The sequence below is a fragment of the Amycolatopsis sp. NPDC033938 genome, assembly GCF_055575975.1.
Genome location: NZ_JBVIRO010000028.1, coordinates 56,284 through 74,549, shown reverse-complemented (window position 1 = coordinate 74,549; position 18,266 = coordinate 56,284). Strand labels below are relative to the sequence as shown.

The following is an 18,266-nucleotide window of genomic DNA, read 5'->3' as shown; positions in this document are numbered from 1 at the left end:
CCGTTTCGCCAAACGAGCCGCCTATCACCGCGCCGAGATCATCCTCGCCTGCATCATCCTCCACCTCCGATGAAGATCCCCAGGACACGCCCTAGTCACATGGCGCGATAGTCGCGGAGTTCGATCTTCGGCCCGAACCTCGGGCGGCGGAACCCGGCCGTGGAGAGGTAGCGCACCGCGCGCTGCCGCTGCGGCGAGTACGGCGCCAGTACCTCGGACATCCCGGCGTCGTCGAGTTTCGTGCCGACGAGCGCGTGCCCGACCATCGACGGGATGTTGTAGTCGCCGAAGCTCACCGCGTCCGGGTCGCCCCAGGCACGCTGCGCGATCTCCGCGGCGGTCCACACCCCGATGCCGGGGACCTTCCGCAGCCAGGCCCGGCCTTCGACACCCTTCAGTTCGACGGCCTTTTCCAGCCGGGGCGCGACGCGGGCGGCGTTGATCAACGTCGTCCGCCTCTTCAGGTCCACCCCGGCGCGATGCCATTTCCAGTCCACAATGGACCGGATGGCGACGGGCGTCGGCGGCACCCGCAGCCGTGCCGGTCCCGGCCCCGGCGCCTGCTCCCCGAACCAGCGGCACAGTTCGCTCCAAGACCGCAATGCCTCCGCGCTGGTCACCTTCTGCTCCAGCACGGCGAGCACCAGCGCGTCCCACACCCGGCCGGTCGAACCGAGCCGCAGCCCCGGATTGCGGCGCCGGGCCGACGCGATGACGTCGTGGTGCGCCACGAATTCGGAGTCGTCGTCGTGCGCGCCCAGCATCGCCGGGACGCCGTCGAGCAGCCTGTCGGCACCGGGGCCCCAGGCCTCCGCCTCGATCTCGCCGTCCGCGCGCCGCAGCAGCGCGAGCGTGCCCGCGCCGTCCGCGGTGTTGGCGGCCAGCCAGGTGACGCCGCTCTCGGTGCGGACGACGTTGGGCGAGCGTGACCCACGGCTCAGCGGACCCAGCACCATGTCCAGGTCGAGTTCGTAGCCGGGGGTGAACCGCATGGCTAGGCGTCGCTCGAGAAGCGAATGCCGCCTTCGGGCAGGGTCACCCCGGGCCACACGCGGGCGCCGTCGAGCAGCTCACAGCCCGCGCCCACCGAGGCTCCGTCACCGATGACGACGCCGCGGAGCACCGCTCCCGCGCCGACCTTCACCCCGGCACCGAGCACCGAGCGCTCCACGACAGCCCCTTCGCCGACCTCGGCGCCGTCGAAGACGACCGACCCGTCCACGATCGCACCCTTGCCGATCAGCGCTTCCGCGCCGATCGTCGACCCGCCACGGAGCACGGCGTCCACGAAGACGCTGGCCCCTTCCAGCACCAGCGCGTCGCCGGTCGGCCCCGGCAGCGCCGATGTCGGCGCCACACCGCGCACGAGGTCCGAACTGCCACGGACGAACGCTTCCGGCGTGCCGACGTCGAGCCAGTAGGAGGAGTCCACGAAACCGTGCAGGTGCGCGCCGTTCTCGAGCAGGGAGGGAAAGGTCTCGCGCTCGACCGAGACCCGGCGGCCCGCCGGGATCGACTCGATCACCTCGCGGCGGAAGACGTAGCAGCCGGCGTTGATCTGGTCGGTCGGCGGATTCGGCGTCTTCTCCAGGAAGGCCGTGACGCGGCCGTTCTCGTCCGTGGGCACCGAACCGAACCGGCTGGGATCGGCGACGCGCTGCAGATGGAGGGTCACATCCGCGCCTGACTCCGTGTGCGTCCGCAACTGTTCTGAAAGGTCGGCGCCGGAGAGAATGTCGCCGTTGAAGACGATCACGTTGTCCGCGCGCAGCCGGTCGTAGACGTTGCGGATGGCGCCGGCGGTGTCGAGCGGCTCTTCCTCGACGACGTATTCGAGTTCGAGACCGTGCTCCGACCCGTCGCCGAAATACTCCTCGAAAACCTCCGCCCGATACGAAGTTCCCAGTACAACGTGGGTCATCCCGGCCTCGCGGATCCGCGAGAAGAGGTGGCTCAGGTACGGCGTTCCCGCCGTCGGGAGCATCGGTTTGGGCGCCGAGAGGGTCAGCGGGCGCAGCCGGGTTCCCTTCCCCCCGACGAGCACCACGGCATCGGCCTTGACCTCAGACGTCACAGAGAACTCCTCCTGTATCACGCGCCGCCGGGCGACAAGCCGCGGGAAACCCTGACGGCGGCCGCCCCGAGGGCCTACCCTAGACAGCACACAGTCGGCCCTGAACCCAGAGGGCCCCAGGTCAGTCGGGAGGCCTAGGGGATGGACCCCCGTGCTCGGGCGGACGCCTTGCTCGCACGTGCCAGCGCACGTGGAGCCTTCGTCGTGACACCGGACAACGCCACGTCGCCGATGGACTCCGCGAACACCCAGCAGATCCCCCGATCGGTGGTCGCGGAGATCGACCGTTCGTCGGACCCGGACACCACCACCCAGCTACCGGCCTCGCTGATCGCGGAGAACGACCATCCGCTGGCGGGGCCGGAGCCGACAACGCGGCTGGACATGCCGCCGGTGCGGTCCGAGGGCGCGACGCGGCCGCAGCCGTACCCCCGTCAGCAGGGCGCGCAGCCGACGCGGCCGCTGCCTCAGGCGACGACCCCGCTCACCCGCAGGCCACCCGCCGCGCCGGTGCGGAGCCCGCTGATCGAACAGCCGGAGCCGGAAACCGTCGAGAACGAGGTCGGCGGCCTGGTGCCGACGGTCAAGCAGAACCCTTCGGGCCGGTCCAACCTTTCGCGGCGGCTGGACGGCATCTAGTCCCCCTCGCGCGTGCAATGAAAGGTCCTTTCCTCGCAAATTTTGCAAGGAAAGGACCTTTCATAGCGCCTTTTCTTCCTGGTTCGCGGTGCAGACAGTCGCAAAGAGTCGACTACCTGCGAGGTCGGGCCACTCAGGCCCCGTGACACACGCTCCCGGTCAGAGCCACCGCCCGAGTCACCGGGCCCGAAGCTGGTCGTGAGTGATAAGTGTCGTTTGAACGACCCCTCTCCTAGGTACCTACTCGTGGCCTGTGGCCATGAGTCCCTCAAGGAGTCCTTCACGGCTCGGCCGCCACTAAACCCACCCGCACCTCTGAACCCCAGGCTGAAAAAGGCTCATTGCACGCGACGCCCACCTCAAGACGCGCGGATCACCCGGTCGATCTCCTTGATCGCCGCGCCCCCGCCGTACGTGGCGTTGGACAGCAGCGCGACGTCCAGCCCCTTGCCCGGATAGTGCCGCGCGAGCGAGCAGACGCCGACGTTCCCGCCGTCCTTGTAGTAGTTCCACACCGAGCCGTCCTGCTCCAGGACGAATTCGAGGCCGTAGCCGTACCAGACACCACTGCTGTGGCGCACTTGCGGCGTGAGGAACTCCTTCGTGCGCTCCGAGGAGAGAAGCCGTTCCTCCCGGATGGCGCGCAGGAACAGGACGAGGTCGCCGACGGTGCAGTACGCACCCCCATCGGGTGAACCGATCGGCGGGTAGCTGAAGATGTTCTGCTTCCAGCCGGTGACGCGCTCGCCGTCGAGGATCGGGTCCCAGCCCTCGGCGACCCTCGGCCGCGGCTCACGCCGGTCGAAGAAGCCCGAATCGGTCATCCCCGCACGGTCGAGCACGGCCTCCTGGACATGATCGCGATACGGCCTGCCGGTGATCTCTTCGATCACCAGCCCGGCGAGGACGTACCCCGAGTTGCAGTACCGGCAGCCCTCGCCCGGCGCGAAATTCGGTGCCCGGTAAGCGAAATTCGGCAGATGATCACGCGTGTTCACGACCGAGTACACCGGCTTGTCGACCCACAGCGCCTCGTAGCTCTCGCCGGCCTCCTCGTCCGCGTCGTCGGCGATCCCGGACGTATGCGTGAGCAGTTGCCGCGTCGTCGCCCCGAGCGCGATCGCCGTGCCGGTGAGGTCGATGATCTCGCCGATCGGGCGGTCGAGGTCCAGCCGCCCGTCGTCGGCCAGTCGCAGCGCGGCGATGGCGGTGAAGAGCTTGGTGACCGACGCCGTGTCGTACCGGAAGTCCGGCGCGTTCGGCACCGACCAGCGACGGCTGGCCAGACCGTAACCGCGCTCGAACAGCGTCTCGTCGCCGCGCCGGATCAGCACCACCCCGGAGAAACGGTCTTCACCGGCGCGCGCGGTCAGCCAGCTGTCCAGTTCGGCGAGGTTCATGCACCGACGGTAACGACGCCCGGGAGCCGAGTCGCGCGAGTTCCGGTGACCGGAACGCCTACTTCTTGCGCGTCTCCAGCTTGAGCCGCAGTGCGAGGCCGAGCTTCACCGCGAGCATGACCGGCTTCCACCGGAGGCCGCGGTGACGGTCCGCGAGGTAGCGGTACGCACTGTCGTGGTGCGCGCGCAGCATCTTCTCCGAAGCCTGCGAAGTCGAGTGGCCGCCGATGTGCATGACGCTGGACGAAGGGGCATACACGTTCAGCCAGCCGGCGCGAGCCAAGCGGTCGCCGAGGTCGACGTCCTCGAAGTACATGAAGTAGCGCGTGTCGAATCCGTCGACCGAGTCGAAGGCCTCGCGGCGGAACAGCTGGCAGGACCCGGAAAGCCAGCCCGCCGTGCGCTCGACCGGCGTACCGGTCTCCTGGCGGTACTGGCGCGTCCACGGATTGCCCGGCCAGATCTTGCCGAAGACCGCGTGCCCGATCCCGCGGCCGAACGACGGCAGCAGCCGGGCCGACGGGTAGACGGTGCCGTCGAGATCGTGGATGAGCGGCCCGAACGCGCCACCGCGCGGCCAGCGTTCGGCGACCTCCAGCAGCGCGTCGAGCGAACCGGGCTCCCATTCGAGGTCCGGGTTCACCACGACGACCCAGCCGTAGCTGTCGTCGAGTTCCGCGACACCACGGTTGGCGGCCGTCCCGTAACCGACGTTCTCGCCGATGCTGAGCAGCTTGACGTTGTCCCGGCGGGCGGCCTTCTCCGGCGCGCCGTCCGTGGAGGCGTTGTCGGCGACGACGACCTGGACTTCCCGGTCCGTCGCCTTCTCGAGTGTGTCGAGGAACTTCTCGAGGGTTTCGCCGGGGAAGTACGTCACGGTCACGACGGCGAGCCCGTCGCCGTAGCTGGGGTGCTCAGTCACGCGGCCATTGTCCACCCGTCAGCGAACGTGCCTCCGGCCACCCGTTCGACACGGCTTGCACTACATCTGAACTCGACGACTGAACCTCTGCTGTGGATTTCCGACGCCGCAGGCTGGTGCTTCGGCGCGGGAGGAAACCGGCGCCGGAGGGCGGCCCAGCTCAGCCCGCCCGCCGCTGCGCATGCCGGTGACAAGCCTTCGCGTAGGCCTCCCGGTGCCGTTCCGCGGTCGTCGCCCACGAGAACTCCTTCGCCCGCCGAAGCGCGGCTTCGGCCAGCTCCGCCCGCCGCGAGGGATCGTCGAGCAGTTCCGAGATCGCCGCCGCGACGTCTCCGGCACCGACCCCGCAATAGGCCACCGCGTCCCCGCCGACCTCGGGCAGCGAAAGCCGCCGGGTCGTGAGCACGGCCGCGCCGCACGCCATCGCCTCCAGCACCGGCAGCCCGAAACCTTCGCCGAGACTCGGGTACGCGACCAGTTCGGAACCGCCGAGGAACCCGGCGAGGGTGTCGAACGGCAGATAGCCCGCCCGGATCACCCGCAGCCGGTGCGGCACGGCGTCCAGCGCGCGTTCGACCTGCGAATCCCAGCCCGGCTGCCCGGCCAGCACCAGTGCGGGCGGGTTCGGCCTGCCGGTGACAGCGTGTGCGAAGCCGCGGATCAGCGCCGGCACGTTCTTGCGCGGTTCCAGCGCGCCGAGGAAGGCCACGTACGGCGTCTTCCCGAGCCCGACGGCCTTACGCGCGGCCTCGATCTCGGCGGGCGAAGGCGGATGGAACCGGTCCGGTTCGACGCCGTGGTGGATGATCTCCAGCTCGGCCGTCCGTACCTGGCCGACACGCTCCAGTTCGGCCGCCGTCGCGAGGCTCGGCACGACACACAGCGTCGCGCGGCGAAGCGCCGTCGCGGTCCAGGCGCGGAAGAAGCGCGCCTTCACCGAGGAGTGCAGGATCGCGTCGGTGAAGAAGGTCGCGTCGTGCAGCGTCACCACCGAAGCGGCCGGACTGGCCAGAGGCATCGTGTAGTGCGGTGAGTGGACGACGTCGGCGGCGAGCCGCCGGACCAGCCTCGGCAGCGTCGCCTGTTCCCAGGTCAGCCGGGCCGTCCTGGTCGAAGTCGACGGTGAGGTGGGCACGATCCGCGCACCGGGCGCGAGGCGGTCGTAGAGCACCGCGTCCCGCGGCTGGCAGACGACGGTGATCCGCGCGCCGTCCGCGTCCAGCGCAGCGACCAGCGAATCCACGTAACGACCGACGCCACCCCTGTCCGCGGGGACGGCGGTCGCGTCGATCAGCACGCGAGGGTCATCGGTCACCCTTGCAGGGTACGGCGGCGCACTAGCCTCGCGGAGAGGAACCGAGAAACTGATCGCGCTGGTGAAGGCCCCAAACGGCCGTAGCCGCACGCCGCCAGGTGAACTCACTCGAACGGATGAGGCCACCATCACGCAGTGCAGCAGCCTGCTCCGGATGGCCTAGTACCTCCTCAAGGGCCTTGGCAAGCGCTTGCGCGTCGCCGACAGGTACGACGACGCCCGCTCCCCCGGCCACCTCGACCAGGGCAGGCACGTCCGAGTGCACCACCGGTACCCCCGCCGCCATCGCCTCGATCAGTGGCAGCCCGAAGCCCTCCGCCCGGCTCGGCATCGCGAGCACCGACGCGCCACGCAACGCGAACGCCAGTTCCGCGTCGCTCACCTTCCCCAGCAACCGGACGTCGGCACCGTGCTCACGCGCCAGCGCCACCGGGTCGATCCCGCCCCAGCCGGGCTGCCCGGCCAGCACCAACGGCGTTCCGATCCGGCCGGTGGCCTCGATCAGCACGTCGATGCCCTTACGCGGCTCGATCGTCCCGATCGCGAGCACGTACCTCTCGGGCAGCTCGATCTCGGCGAACGCGGCAGGAGGCCGCACGCCGTGCGGAATCACGCTCACCGGCACCGAAACCGGCACCAGCCCGGCGAGCTCGTCCGCGACCGCTCGTGTGGGCACGGTCAGCGCGGTCGCCCGCCGCGCGGCCCGCGCGATCACCGCCTTGTGCCACGCGACGCCGCGTGGAGTCAACGTCTCGGGATGCGTCCAGGGCACGGTGTCGTGTACCGCGACCGACAGCGTCCGCCCCCTCAGCACCCGGGCGGGTGCGAGCGGCGTCGGCGCGTGGACCGCGTCGCCGCCGGGCCACCAGGGCAGGCCCAGCTGCCAGGCGGCGATCAGCGCCCGCGGCGGGATCGGCAGCACTCGCGGCCCCTCGACACCTTCGACCACTGCGGCCTCGATATCGGCGTGCCGCGCGACCACGCTCGACACCGTCCAGCCCGGCGGCGCGGTCTCCGCGAGCGCCCGCAGCAGCTCACCGGTGTAGCGGCCGGTCCCGCCGGGGACGGGCGCCAGCAGCTGCTCGGCGAGCACGACCAGTTCGGGCATGGTCTCTATTGTCTCTGGCATGACCGACGCCGAACCGAGCACCACCGTCGTCGTGGTCACCTGGCGCGGCGCCGCGCACGTCACCGCCTGCCTCGACGCGCTCGCCGCGCAGTCACGGCCACATCGGACCCTGGTCGTCGACAACGCCTCGGACGACGGGACGGCCGCGCTCCTCGCCGCCCACCCGTCGAAGCCCGAGGTGCTCCGGCTGCGGCGCAACACCGGTTACGCGGGCGCCATGGCCGCCGCACTGGACAAAGTGGACACTCCGCTGATGGCCTGGCTGAACGACGACGCCGCGCCCGCCCCGGAGTGGCTCGCGACCTGCGAAGACACCCTCGCCGAGGCCCCGCTCGCCGCGGCCGCGAGTGCCCGGCTGACGCTCGCCGACGGGGCCGTCCAGTCCACCGGCGTCCGGCTGACCGCCGACGGCCACGGCGCCGACCTGCCCGAACCCGCTGACGAGATCTTCGGCTTCTGCGGAGGCGCGGCCGTGCTGAACGTCGAGGCGCTCCGCTCCGTCGGCGGCGTTCCGGCCGCTTACTTCTGCTACTACGAGGACACCGACACGGCGTGGCGGCTGCGGCTGGCGGGCTGGGACGTCGTCAGCGCCGACGCCGACGTCACCCACCAGCATGGCGCCAGCACGCGGCCGGGTTCGGTCCAGTTTCACCTGTGGAACGAACGCAATCGGCTGCTCATGCTCCTCCGGTGTGCGCCGGGCCAGGTCGCGGTCCGCCAGCTGGTGAAGTTCGCCGCGCTCACGCTCGCCTTACCTCTTCGGGGGAGACCGACGGCGCCGAACTTCCGTCTGAGCCTCCGCTGCCGGGTGCTGGCCGCCGTGGCGATCCGGCTGCCGCGCACGCTGGTCGAGCGACGGGCCATCGGGCGCCGCGCCGCGCTCGGCCGAGGCGCGGTCTGGGACGCGTGGGCGGGCAATTAAGCTTGCGACAATCGAGTGCAGGGAGTACGGCTTTGGCGCAGGGGGAAACGCAACCGGTCGTCTCGGTGATCGTGGTGAACTATCGCGGAGCCGCCGACACCGTCACCTGCCTGCGCGCGCTCGCTGAACACGATTACCCGAACCTCGAGGTCATCTGCGTCGACAACGCTTCCGGCGGCTCCGACGTCGCCGAGATCAAGGCGGCGGCCCCGGGCGTCAAGCTCGTCGAGTCCCCGGTGAACTCCGGCTTCGCGGGCGGCTGCAACCTCGGCGCGCAGCACGCCACGGGCACCGTCCTCGCCTTCCTCAACAACGACGCCCGCCCGGCACCGGGCTGGGTGCGCGCGGCCGTCGCCGAACTGCGCGCCCAGCCGACGGTCGCCGCGGTGGCCAGCAAGGTCCTCGACTGGGACGGCACCGGCACCGACTTCGTCGACGCGGGCCTGACCTGGTTCGGCATGGGCTACAAACGGCACGCCGGAAGCCCGCTGGCCGACGTCCCGGCCGCCGACCACGAGATCGCCAAGGACGTCCTGTTCGCCACCGGTTCGGCGATGTTCGTCCGCGCCGGGGTGTTCGCCGAACTCGGCGGCTTCGACGAGCGGTTCTTCATGTTCTACGAGGACGTCGACCTCGGCTGGCGCCTCAACCTGCGCGGCTGGCGCGTCCGGTACGTGCCGGAGTCGCTGACCTACCACAAACACCACGCCACGATGTCCACAGTGGACGCTCCCGACTCCGGGCGGGAGACGTTCCTGCTGGAGCGCAACGCTTTGGCCGCGCTGTACAAGAACCTCTCCGACGAAACGCTCGCACGCGCACTGCCGGCCGCGCTGGCGCTGGCCGTCCGCCGGGCGACCGCGCGCGGCGACCTCGACGCGACACAGTTCGACCTCGCCAAGGGCGTCGGCCCGGCCGAGACCGGTCCGGTCGAGGTACCGCGGACGACCCTGGCCGGAGTGCTGGCGATCGATCAGTTCGTCGAACTGCTGCCTTCGCTGGCCGAGTCGCGCGCCGCCGAGCAGGCCGCCCGCGTCCGCACCGACGCCGATCTGCTTCCCCTGCTGCGCAAGGCCTTGGAGCCCGCGTATCCACTGCCGCGCTACCTCGCCGCGCACGAGATCCTGGTCGAGACCTTTGGCATCGACGCGCTTTTCGGACAGCGCCGCAAGATCCTGGTGATCACCGGGGACGCGATCACCGAGCGGATGGCGGGTCCGGCGATCCGCGCGTGGAACATCTCCGCGACGCTGGCCGCCGAACACGACGTCCACCTGGTGACGGTCAACCCGCGCGCCGACCCCCCGCCCGCGCCGTTCCAGGTCAGCGCGGCGACGCGGCGTGAGCTGGAGGCCCCGATCGCGTGGGCCGACATCATCGTCCTGCAGGGTCACGTGCTGGAACTCGCGCCCGCGCTCAAGAAGCAGTACGCGCACAAGATCGTCGTCGCGGATCTCTACGACCCGATGCACCTGGAACTGCTGGAGCAGGGCAAGGGCGTCGCCGACGACAAGCGCGCGAAGGATCTCATCGGGGTCACCAAGGTCCTCGACGCACAGCTGGAACGCGGCGACTTCTTCCTGTGCGCGTCGGAGCGGCAGCGGCATTTCTGGCTCGGGCACCTCGCCGCGATGGGCAGGCTTTCGCCACGTCTCTACGACGCGGACCCGACCACGCAATCGCTGCTCTCGGTCGTTCCGTTCGGCCTGTCTCCGCAGGCACCGGTCCGCACCGGCCCCGGTCTGCGGTCCACTTTGGACGGCATCGGCGAGACCGACCACGTCGTACTGTGGGCGGGCGGGGTCTACAGCTGGTTCGACCCGCTCACCCTGGTCCGCGCGATCGAGAAACTGCGGCAGCGCCGCGGCGACGTCCGGCTGGTGTTCCTCGGGATGAAGCATCCCAACCCCGAGGTCGCCGAAATGGACATCGGCGCGCGCACGATGCTGCTGTCCGACACGCTCGGGCTCACCGGTAAGCACGTGTTCTTCAACCAGCACTGGGTGCCGTTCGAGGAGCGCCAGAACTGGCTGCTGGACGCGAACTGCGGCGTCACCACGCATTACGAGCACGTCGAGACGACGTTCGCGTTCCGCACGAGGGTGCTGGACTATCTGTGGGCCGGCCTGCCGATCGTCACCACCGACGGCGACTCGTTCGCCGACCTGGTCCGCGAGGAACGGCTCGGCGTCGTCGTCCCGGCCGAGGACGCGGACGCGCTGGCCGACGCGCTGGAGAAGGCGTTGTACGACGAGGAGTTCGCGGCGGGCTGCGTGGAACGGATGGCCGTCGTCGCCCAGCGCTACGCCTGGCCGGAGGCGCTGAAACCGCTCGTGGAGTTCTGCCGGAACCCGCGCCCCGCGGCCGACCGGCTGCCCGGCTCGGCGGACCTCGTGGTCACCGAACCGGTACGGGGCAAGGAAATGCTGCGTCGCGACGTCGACCTGATCCGCGAATACCTCGCCGACGGCGGCCCGAAGGAACTCGTGCGGCGCGTCGGCGGCCGGGTGGTCAAGGTCGCCAAGCAAAGGCTCGGCCGTGGCTGACCGCCCCTTGCGCGTCCTGCTCGACGGGACCCCGCTGCTCGGTGCCAGGACCGGTATCGGCCGATACACGGTCGCCCTGTCCGAAGAACTCGCGTCGATGTCCGAAGTGGACACCCGTGCGGTCGCGTTCACCTTGCGCGGCTGGCGACGGCTGCGGCACGTGCTCCCGCACGGCGTCCGGGCCCGCGGCATGCCGGTGGCGGCACGGTTGCTGCGCAAGGCGTGGCTCCGTTCGCAACTGCCGCCGGTGGAACTGTTCGCCGGACCGACGGATGTCGTGCACGGCACGAACTTCGTCCTGCCGGGACGGTTCCGCGCGGCGGGCGTGGTGACCATTCATGATCTGGCCTTTTTGGACGCTCCGGAAGAACTCGCGCCGAGCGATCACGAACTGCCGCAGCTGGTCCGCCGCGGCGCCCGGCTCTCCGACGTGATCTGTACGCCGACCAACGCCGTCGCCGACCGGATCGCCGAACGGCTCGACGTTGACCGCCGCAAGATCGTCGTCACGCCGCTCGGGGTGAACCCGGCCTGGTTCACCGCGCGGCCGCCGGACAAGGAACGCCGCAGGGAACTCGGGCTTCCGGACAAATACCTGCTCTTCGCCGGCGCACCCGGGCCGCGCAAGGGTCTGCACTGGCTCCAGCAGGCTCACGAAGCCGCGCCGGACCTGCCGGATCTGGTGTTCGCCGGGCCGGGTTCGTTCTCGGTGGGCTCGCGTTCACGGCATCTCGGCTATCTCTCGGACGTGAACCTGCGGACGGTCGTCGCCGGGGCCAGCGCCTTGGTGCTGCCGTCGCGCGACGAGGGTTTCGGGCTCCCGGTGCTGGAAGCGATGGCCTCGGACGTGCCCGTGGTGTGCACGGACATCCCGGCGCTGCGCGAAGTCGCCGGGAACTGCGCGAGCCTGGTCCCGTACGAGGACGTCGACGCGCTCGTGGAGGCGTTGCGGATCGCCGTCAGCGACCCGCACGCCGTCGCCACCTCCGCCGCGCGCCGCGCCCACGTCGCGAACTTCACCTGGCGCGCGTGCGCCGAACTCACCGTCGCCGCCTACCGCAAGGCCAGCACCGAACACTGACGCTCGAGGTCAGGACGCGAAGTAGGCCTTGAGTGCCTCGGTCCAGTCCCGAAGCGGCGTCAGCCCCGCCTCGCGCCACGAAGCGTTCGACAGCACCCCGTACGCCGGCCGAGCCGCCGGCCGCGGGAATTCCGCCGTCGTACAAGGCTTCACCCGCGCCGGATCCGCGCCGAGTTCCGTGAAGATCGCCCGTGCGAACCCACACCACGTCGTCGACCCGCCACCGGTGCAGTGCAGCACCCGCTGCGCCGGCCCTTCCCCGGCGGCCACCCGGCCCGCCAGCTCCAGCAGGCCGGCCGCGAGATCGCGGGACCAGGTCGGCGAACCGGTCTGATCGTCCACAACGGACAGGGATTCGCGCTCCTTTTCCAGGCGCGCCATGGTCTTCACGAAGTTCGACCCGGTCTTGCCGTACACCCACGAGGTACGGACGATCCAGGAGCGCGCACCGGAGCCGAGGACGGCGTCCTCGCCCGCCGCCTTCGTCCGGCCGTAGGCGTTGAGCGGCCCCAGCAGATCATCGGCCTCGTACGGCGAAGTCGCGTCTCCCGCGAAGACGTAGTCCGTCGAGACATGGATGAGCGGCACCCCGCGCGACGAGCACGCCGCGGCGAGCACCCGGGGACCGTCGGCGTTCACCGCGAACGCGCGCTCCTCATCGGTTTCCGCCGCGTCCACCGCGGTGTAGGCCGCCGCGTTGATCACCACCGGCGACGCCCCGGCCGCGCGGGCCCGGTCCGCCAGCGCGGTCACCGCGGCGATGACCTGGCCGGTGTCACGCACGTCCAACTCCGCCGACGACGGCGTCGCGGCGTCCGGCGCCAACGCGGCGATGTCCTGCCCGAGCTGACCGGAACCGCCAGGTACGAGAAGGCTCAGCACCGTCATTTCCCCTGTGCCGAACGGTTCTTCAGCGGCTCCCACCACGACCGGTTTTCGGCGTACCAGGCGACGGTTTCGGCCAGTCCGTCCTCAAAGGACTTGCGGGGCGCGTAACCGAGCTCCTGCGAGATCTTGGTGATGTCGACCGAGTACCGGCGGTCGTGCCCCTTGCGGTCCTCGACCGGCTCGACCATCTCCCACTCCGCGCTGACGGCGCTCAGCAGCCGCTCGGTCAGCTCACGGTTGGTCAGTTCCGTGCCACCGCCGATGTTGTAGACCTCGCCCGGCCTGCCGCCGTCGGCGACGTACTGGATGCCGCGACAGTGATCGTCCACGTGCAGCCAGTCACGCACGTTGAGCCCGTCGCCGTACAGCGGGACCTTCTTGCCGTCGAGCAGGTTGGTCACGAAGAGCGGGATGACCTTCTCCGGGAATTGGTACGGACCGTAGTTGTTCGAACACCTCGTGACACAGACGGGCAGTCCGTGCGTACGGAAGAAGGAACGCGCCAACAGATCCGAGGACGCCTTCGACGCCGAGTACGGCGAATTCGGCTCCAGCGCGTGGTCTTCGCTCCAGGAACCTTCCTCGATGGAGCCGTAGACCTCGTCGGTGGACACGTGCACGAACTTCCCGACCTCAGCTTCGAGCGCGCCCTGCAACAGGGTCTGCGTGCCGAGCACGTTGGTCAGCACGAAGTCGGCCGCACCGGCGATCGAACGGTCCACATGGGACTCGGCGGCGAAATGCACGACCAGATCGATCCCCCGCATCAGCTCGCTGACCAGGGCGGCGTCACAGATGTCGCCCTTTTCGAACCGGTAGCGCGGGTTCTTGCTCACCGGCTCCAGATTCGCTTCGTTACCCGCGTAGGTCAGCTTGTCGAGCACGACGACCTCGGCGTCGGCCAAGCTTGGATACTCCCCCGTCAGCACCTGCCGGACGTAATGCGAACCGATGAACCCGGCACCCCCAGTGACCAGCACCCGCATCCCGCGACCCTCTCTTCACGACTTCCTGACCAGCCGAGTGTGTCACGACCGGGGCAACCTTTCACCAGCCTACGGACGTCTGACACAGGGGTCAGTAGAGTTATGTCCGAGGCACACGTGTGCCCTGGGGAGATTCGTGGAGGACCGCACGTGACCGAGTGGCCCGGGCCACCCATTCCGGCGCGCCGTGGCGGCGGCGTCGTGGTGTTCGCCCGTCGAGGGGTGAAGGTCGTGTTCAGCCTGGTCTCGATCACGATCCTGGCACTGACCTGGTGGGGCTGGCAGTTCATCGGCGACCCTTCGCAGGGGTTCGCCACGACCAACCTCTTCGAGGACAACGGCCACCCGCCGGCGAAACCGCTGGACGGCGCGATCGACATCCTGCTCGTCGGCCAGGACAGCCGCACCGACGCGCAGGGCAACCCGCTGCCGCGCGAGGTCCTCGACATGCTCCACGCCGGCAACGCCGACGGCGAGCGCCAGACCGACACGATGATCTTGGTGCACATCCCGCAGAACGGCAAGAAGGCGACCGCGATCTCCTTCCCCCGTGACTCGTGGGTCGAGATCACCGGCGGCTTCGGCAAGCACAAGCTCAACAGCGCGTACGTGTACGCCTACAACGACACGTCGAAGACGCTGCAGCAGCAGGGCAACACGAACCTCAAGGACGTCGACGCCAAGGCCAAGGACGCCGGTCGCAAGAACCTGATCGCGACGCTGGAGCAGTTCATCGGCAAGCCGAAGATGATCGACCGGTACGCCGAGGTGAACCTGTCGAGCTTCTACGAGATCACCAAGGCGATCGGCGGTGTCGAGGTCTGCCTCAACGGCCCGGTCAAGGAACGGAAGTCCGGCGTCGACCTGCCTGCCGGCCGGCAGACCGTGGAAGGCGTCCAGGCGCTCGCGTTCGTCCGCCAGCGGTACGACCTGCAGAACGGCGACCTCGACCGGATCGCGCGGCAACAGGCCTTCCTGTCCGGGCTGGCGAACAAGGTCCTCTCGTCGGACGTCCTGGCCAACCCGGCGAAGATCGCGAACCTGATCGACGCGGTGAAGAAGTCGGTCGTACTGTCGGCGGGCTGGGACCTGCCGGAGTTCGCCGCGCAGATGCGCGGCCTGACCAGCGGCAACGTCGAGTTCCACACGATCCCGACCCAGGGCGACGCGACCATCGGCGGCGCCGCCGTGCTCCGCGTGGACCCGGCGCAGGTGCAGGCCGAGATCAACCGCCTGACCTCCGACGGGCAGCCGCCGTCCACCGAGGCACAGGCCACCCTGCCGGGCGCGGAAGCGGTGACCGTCGAACTGTTCGACGGGTCGGGTTCGCCCTCGCTGGCCTCCGACACCCGGAACCTCTTGCAGGGCAAGGGGTTCAAACTCGCGGCCGACACCAAGCTCAGCACGCGCAACTCCACGGTCATCCGGTACGCGCCGGGCGACGAGAAGGCGCTCGCCCTGATCAAGCAGGTCTTCGGCACCGCGGTGCAGGCCGAGGCGGATCGCGATGTCGCCCCCGGCAAGGTGCGGGTCCTGCTCGGCAAGGACTTCAAGGGCGCGTCCGCCGGCCCCGGCGGTGCGACCACGGCGCCGCCGAAGTCGTCGGCCGCTTCGAAGCCGGCTCAGCCGCCCTCCAGCGCTCCGGCGCCGACCACCACTCCGATCGTCGCGGGCAATGTGCCCTGCGTCAATTAATGTCCGGGTACTCAGCGTGGCCGGCCTCCCGGTGACCTAGCCTTCTCCTACGATCGGATCAACGGGCAGCCCGAGGGGTGGTGAACTGGGATGGACAGCGAAGACAAGGACATCGGCGAACGTCCGGACACATCGGACACCGACGAGCCGAAGCAGGACGAGGCCACCGCCTCGGACACCGAGAGTGACGAAAAGCCCCGGTTCGTCCCGACGCCGTACCCTCGGGACCCGCTTCCCCAGCCTTCCGCCCCGCCCGAGGACGAAGCGGTCTCCGGCGTACTCGCCGTACCCGAGCGCCCGCTGCGCCGCGCCGGCCGGATCACCCGCCGGATCGCGCTCGGCCTCGTGTCGCTGCTCGCCCTCGGTACGACGGGCTACGCGTACGTCACGAAAGACCAGTTGCAGAACAACGTCCCCACGACGAACGCTCTGAGCAAGGCGGACGATCCCGCCGCGCCGCCCGCCGACGACGGCGCGACCGACATCCTCCTGGTCGGCAGCGACGCGCGCACCGACGCGCAAGGCAATCCGCTGCCGGCGAAGGTGCTCAAGGAACTGCGTACCGAGGAAAAGCCCGGCGTCAACACCGACACCATCATCATCCTGCGCATTCCGAAGACGGGCGGGAAACCCTCCGGCGTCTCGATTCCCCGTGACACCTGGACCGACATCCCCGGCCGCGGCAAGAACAAGATCAATTCCGCGTACGGCGTCGCGAAGGCGAACTACGCGAACGCGCACCGCGGCGAGTCCGACCAGGCGAGACTCGAACGCGATTCCGACCAGGAAGGCCGCAAGGCACTGGTCCAGACCGTGCAGGACCTGACGCAGATCCGCATCGACCACTACGCCGAGGTCAACCTGCTCGGGTTCTACCTGCTGACCGAGGCGCTGGGCGGGGTCAAGGTCTGCCTCAACCACGCCACCGAGGACAAGGACTCCGGCGCGAACTTCCGGCGCGGGGAGCAGGTCGTCTCCGGCGGCGAGGCGCTGTCCTTCGTTCGCCAGCGGAAGAACCTGCCGCGCGGCGACCTCGACCGCATCGTGCGTCAGCAGACCTTCCTGTCCTCGGCGCTCAACCAGGTGCTCTCGGCGGGCACGCTGACCAGCCCGTCGACGATGGGCGGCCTGATGGACGTCGTGCACCGCTCGATCGTCCTGGACGAAGGGCTGGACCTGCTGGAGTTCGCTCAGCAGGCGAAGGGCATCGCGTCGGGCGACCTGACGTTCACGACCATTCCCGTGGTGAACATCAACGGCCGCAGCGCGGACGGCCAGAGCATCGTCGAGATCGACCCCGCCGCCGTGCGGACCTTCGTCGCCGGTCTGGTGGGGCGGGGCGGTGGCGGCGGGGCCGCGGGAGCGGCTCCCCTGCTCGCCGCATCGAGCGTTCCCTGCGTGAACTAGCGTTGAGGCGTGAGCCTCACCGATCTCTTGCTGCGGCCCCTGCTCGGGTCGCTCGCGAAACCGCTGATCACCCACTACGACGACAAGCAGGGCAGCCGGGTCGAGCTGTCCGTGGCGACCACGGTGAACTGGGCGGCCAAAACGGCGAACTGGCTGGTCGACGAGTTCGACGTCGAGCCGGGTGACGAGGTCGCCGTGGTGCTGCCGTCGCATTGGCAGACCGCCGGCGTCCTGCTGGGCGCCTGGTGGTGCGGCGCGAGGGTGGTGACGGAGACCGCGGGCGCGCGGGTGGCGTTCATCGCGCCGGACGGCGTTTCCGACGCGTCCGCGACCGCCGTCGTCTCGCTGCACCCGATGGGCCTCGGGCTGCCCGCCGGTTCCGTGCCGGACGGGGCGCTGGACTACTTGACCGAAGCCCGGCTTTCGGGTGACCAGTTCAGCCCGCTGTTCCCCGTGCCCGGCGACACTCCCGCCCTCGATTCGTCCACTGTGGACGAGGTGCTCGCCGAGGCTCGTTCCCGTGCCTCTTCGGCGAATTTGTCCGCGGACGACCGTGTTCTGTCCACTGTAGAATGGACTGGCGCGGAGGGGATCCTCGCGGGATTCCTGACGCCGCTCGCGGCCGGTGCGCATCTGGTCCAGGTCAGCAACGCCGATCCGGCCAAACTCGCTTCTCGGCGCGAAGCCGAGCGGACGACCGCGGATCTCCCCTCCTGAAGCGCCATGAAAGGACCTTTCCTTGCAAATTTGGCAAGGAAAGGTCCTTTCATAGCACGCGGGTCAGGCGTCCTGAAGCTGCTTCGCCTCACGCTTGCGCCCGAAGAGCACATGGTCGAGCGAGAGCTTTCCGGCGTTGAAACCGAGCGCGAGCCCGGCGACCGCCAGGACGAGCACCAGTTCGTAACCGCCCTGACCGGTCAGGCCGTTGTCGATGTGCACCGAGAGCAGAGCGCCGACGGAAACCACGACGAAGCCGAGGCCCACCAGCGGTGTCAGGAAACCGACGATGAACAAGATGGCGCCGACGATCTCCACCGCGATCGCGAAGATCGCCGCGAGCGTCGGCAGCGGGATGCCTGTCTGCTCGAAGAACTTCGCGGTGCCGTCGATCCCGTTATCCCATTTCTGCAGGCCGTGAGCGAGGAACACCACGCCGACCCCGATCCGGCCCAGCAGGAGGGCGACATCCTTGAAACGAGCGAACATCAGGTATCAGCTTTCTGATAGGTGAATATTCAACTTACCCGTACGACGGTAAGGCA

Annotated in this window: 16 protein-coding genes; 7 read left to right on the top strand and 9 right to left on the bottom strand. The window is 69.5% G+C overall.

Going from position 1 to position 18,266, the window contains the following annotated elements; genetic code table 11:
• Positions 1-95 precede the first annotated feature (95 nt).
• Positions 96-992, bottom strand: a complete 897-nt coding sequence (locus tag ACZ5ZX_RS39175) for a DNA-3-methyladenine glycosylase family protein (protein WP_465507052.1) — start codon at positions 990-992, stop codon at positions 96-98.
• Between the two features lie 2 nt (positions 993-994).
• Positions 995-2,074, bottom strand: a complete 1,080-nt coding sequence (manB, locus tag ACZ5ZX_RS39170; protein WP_465507051.1) for a mannose-1-phosphate guanylyltransferase — start codon at positions 2,072-2,074, stop codon at positions 995-997.
• Positions 2,075-2,278: 204 nt separating this feature from the next.
• Between manB and ACZ5ZX_RS39165 the strand changes: the two genes are divergently transcribed.
• Positions 2,279-2,713, top strand: coding sequence for a hypothetical protein (locus tag ACZ5ZX_RS39165; protein ID WP_465507050.1), 435 nt, complete (start codon positions 2,279-2,281; stop codon positions 2,711-2,713).
• 359 nt (positions 2,714-3,072) lie between these two features.
• Here the strand turns inward: ACZ5ZX_RS39165 and ACZ5ZX_RS39160 are convergent, their stop codons facing one another.
• The 4 genes from ACZ5ZX_RS39160 to ACZ5ZX_RS39145 all read right to left on the bottom strand — a co-directional run bounded on the left by ACZ5ZX_RS39160 (position 3,073) and on the right by ACZ5ZX_RS39145 (position 7,458).
• A complete protein-coding gene (locus tag ACZ5ZX_RS39160; protein WP_465507049.1) occupies positions 3,073-4,113 on the bottom strand; it encodes a serine hydrolase domain-containing protein in 1,041 nt (346 codons plus the stop codon).
• A gap of 58 nt (positions 4,114-4,171) precedes the next feature.
• Positions 4,172-5,035, bottom strand: coding sequence for a glycosyltransferase family 2 protein (locus ACZ5ZX_RS39155; protein WP_465507048.1), 864 nt, complete (start codon positions 5,033-5,035; stop codon positions 4,172-4,174).
• A gap of 160 nt (positions 5,036-5,195) precedes the next feature.
• Entirely contained in the window at positions 5,196-6,332 is a 1,137-nt protein-coding gene (locus ACZ5ZX_RS39150; RefSeq protein ID WP_465507054.1) for a glycosyltransferase family 4 protein, read from the bottom strand.
• Between the two features lie 40 nt (positions 6,333-6,372).
• Positions 6,373-7,458 (bottom strand): glycosyltransferase family 4 protein, encoded by a 1,086-nt coding sequence (locus ACZ5ZX_RS39145; RefSeq protein ID WP_465507047.1) that lies wholly within the window; start codon positions 7,456-7,458, stop codon positions 6,373-6,375.
• 19 nt (positions 7,459-7,477) lie between these two features.
• Between ACZ5ZX_RS39145 and ACZ5ZX_RS39140 the strand changes: the two genes are divergently transcribed.
• The 3 genes from ACZ5ZX_RS39140 to ACZ5ZX_RS39130 are packed head-to-tail and all read left to right on the top strand — an operon-like array spanning position 7,478 to position 12,028.
• Positions 7,478-8,401, top strand: coding sequence for a glycosyltransferase family 2 protein (locus tag ACZ5ZX_RS39140; protein WP_465507046.1), 924 nt, complete (start codon positions 7,478-7,480; stop codon positions 8,399-8,401).
• Positions 8,402-8,433: 32 nt separating this feature from the next.
• Positions 8,434-10,947, top strand: coding sequence for a glycosyltransferase (locus ACZ5ZX_RS39135; protein ID WP_465507045.1), 2,514 nt, complete (start codon positions 8,434-8,436; stop codon positions 10,945-10,947).
• Positions 10,940-12,028: a glycosyltransferase family 4 protein gene (locus ACZ5ZX_RS39130; protein ID WP_465507044.1), complete on the top strand. Its 1,089-nt coding sequence runs from the start codon at positions 10,940-10,942 to the stop codon at positions 12,026-12,028. Before ACZ5ZX_RS39135 ends, ACZ5ZX_RS39130 begins: the two co-directional genes overlap by 8 nt.
• A gap of 9 nt (positions 12,029-12,037) precedes the next feature.
• On the opposite strand, the gene rfbD is transcribed toward ACZ5ZX_RS39130, so the two are convergent.
• The gene (rfbD, locus tag ACZ5ZX_RS39125) at positions 12,038-12,916 is read right to left on the bottom strand and encodes a dTDP-4-dehydrorhamnose reductase (RefSeq protein WP_465507043.1); all 879 of its coding nucleotides are present in this window, start codon (positions 12,914-12,916) and stop codon (positions 12,038-12,040) included.
• Positions 12,913-13,902, bottom strand: coding sequence for a dTDP-glucose 4,6-dehydratase (rfbB, locus tag ACZ5ZX_RS39120; protein ID WP_465507042.1), 990 nt, complete (start codon positions 13,900-13,902; stop codon positions 12,913-12,915). The genes rfbD and rfbB overlap by 4 nt, the downstream gene beginning before the upstream one ends.
• A 150-nt stretch (positions 13,903-14,052) precedes the next feature.
• Between rfbB and ACZ5ZX_RS39115 the strand changes: the two genes are divergently transcribed.
• The 3 genes from ACZ5ZX_RS39115 to ACZ5ZX_RS39105 all read left to right on the top strand — a co-directional run bounded on the left by ACZ5ZX_RS39115 (position 14,053) and on the right by ACZ5ZX_RS39105 (position 17,721).
• Entirely contained in the window at positions 14,053-15,597 is a 1,545-nt protein-coding gene (locus ACZ5ZX_RS39115) for an LCP family protein (RefSeq protein WP_465507041.1), read from the top strand.
• A gap of 90 nt (positions 15,598-15,687) precedes the next feature.
• The gene (locus ACZ5ZX_RS39110) at positions 15,688-17,004 is read left to right on the top strand and encodes an LCP family protein (RefSeq protein ID WP_465507040.1); all 1,317 of its coding nucleotides are present in this window, start codon (positions 15,688-15,690) and stop codon (positions 17,002-17,004) included.
• Positions 17,005-17,013: 9 nt separating this feature from the next.
• Positions 17,014-17,721 carry a TIGR03089 family protein gene (locus ACZ5ZX_RS39105; RefSeq protein WP_465507039.1) on the top strand — a complete coding sequence of 236 codons (708 nt, stop codon included), beginning with the start codon at positions 17,014-17,016 and terminating at the stop codon, positions 17,719-17,721.
• Between the two features lie 63 nt (positions 17,722-17,784).
• Here ACZ5ZX_RS39105 and ACZ5ZX_RS39100 read toward each other — a convergent pair whose 3' ends face one another.
• Positions 17,785-18,210, bottom strand: coding sequence for a DoxX family protein (locus ACZ5ZX_RS39100; protein WP_465507038.1), 426 nt, complete (start codon positions 18,208-18,210; stop codon positions 17,785-17,787).
• Positions 18,211-18,266: the final 56 nt, after the last annotated feature.

Excerpts from the sequence above, each read along its gene's own strand:
- ACZ5ZX_RS39175 (WP_465507052.1), bottom strand. The coding sequence starts at position 992 with ATGCGGTTCACCCCCGGCTACGAACTCGACCTGGACATGGTGCTGGGT.
- ACZ5ZX_RS39160 (WP_465507049.1), bottom strand. The coding sequence starts at position 4,113 with ATGAACCTCGCCGAACTGGACAGCTGGCTGACCGCGCGCGCCGGTGAA.
- ACZ5ZX_RS39145 (WP_465507047.1), bottom strand. The coding sequence starts at position 7,458 with ATGCCCGAACTGGTCGTGCTCGCCGAGCAGCTGCTGGCGCCCGTCCCC.
- ACZ5ZX_RS39140 (WP_465507046.1), top strand. The coding sequence starts at position 7,478 with ATGACCGACGCCGAACCGAGCACCACCGTCGTCGTGGTCACCTGGCGC.
- rfbD (WP_465507043.1), bottom strand. The coding sequence starts at position 12,916 with ATGACGGTGCTGAGCCTTCTCGTACCTGGCGGTTCCGGTCAGCTCGGG.
- rfbB (WP_465507042.1), bottom strand. The coding sequence starts at position 13,902 with ATGCGGGTGCTGGTCACTGGGGGTGCCGGGTTCATCGGTTCGCATTAC.
- ACZ5ZX_RS39110 (WP_465507040.1), top strand. The coding sequence starts at position 15,688 with ATGGACAGCGAAGACAAGGACATCGGCGAACGTCCGGACACATCGGAC.
- ACZ5ZX_RS39100 (WP_465507038.1), bottom strand. The coding sequence starts at position 18,210 with ATGTTCGCTCGTTTCAAGGATGTCGCCCTCCTGCTGGGCCGGATCGGG.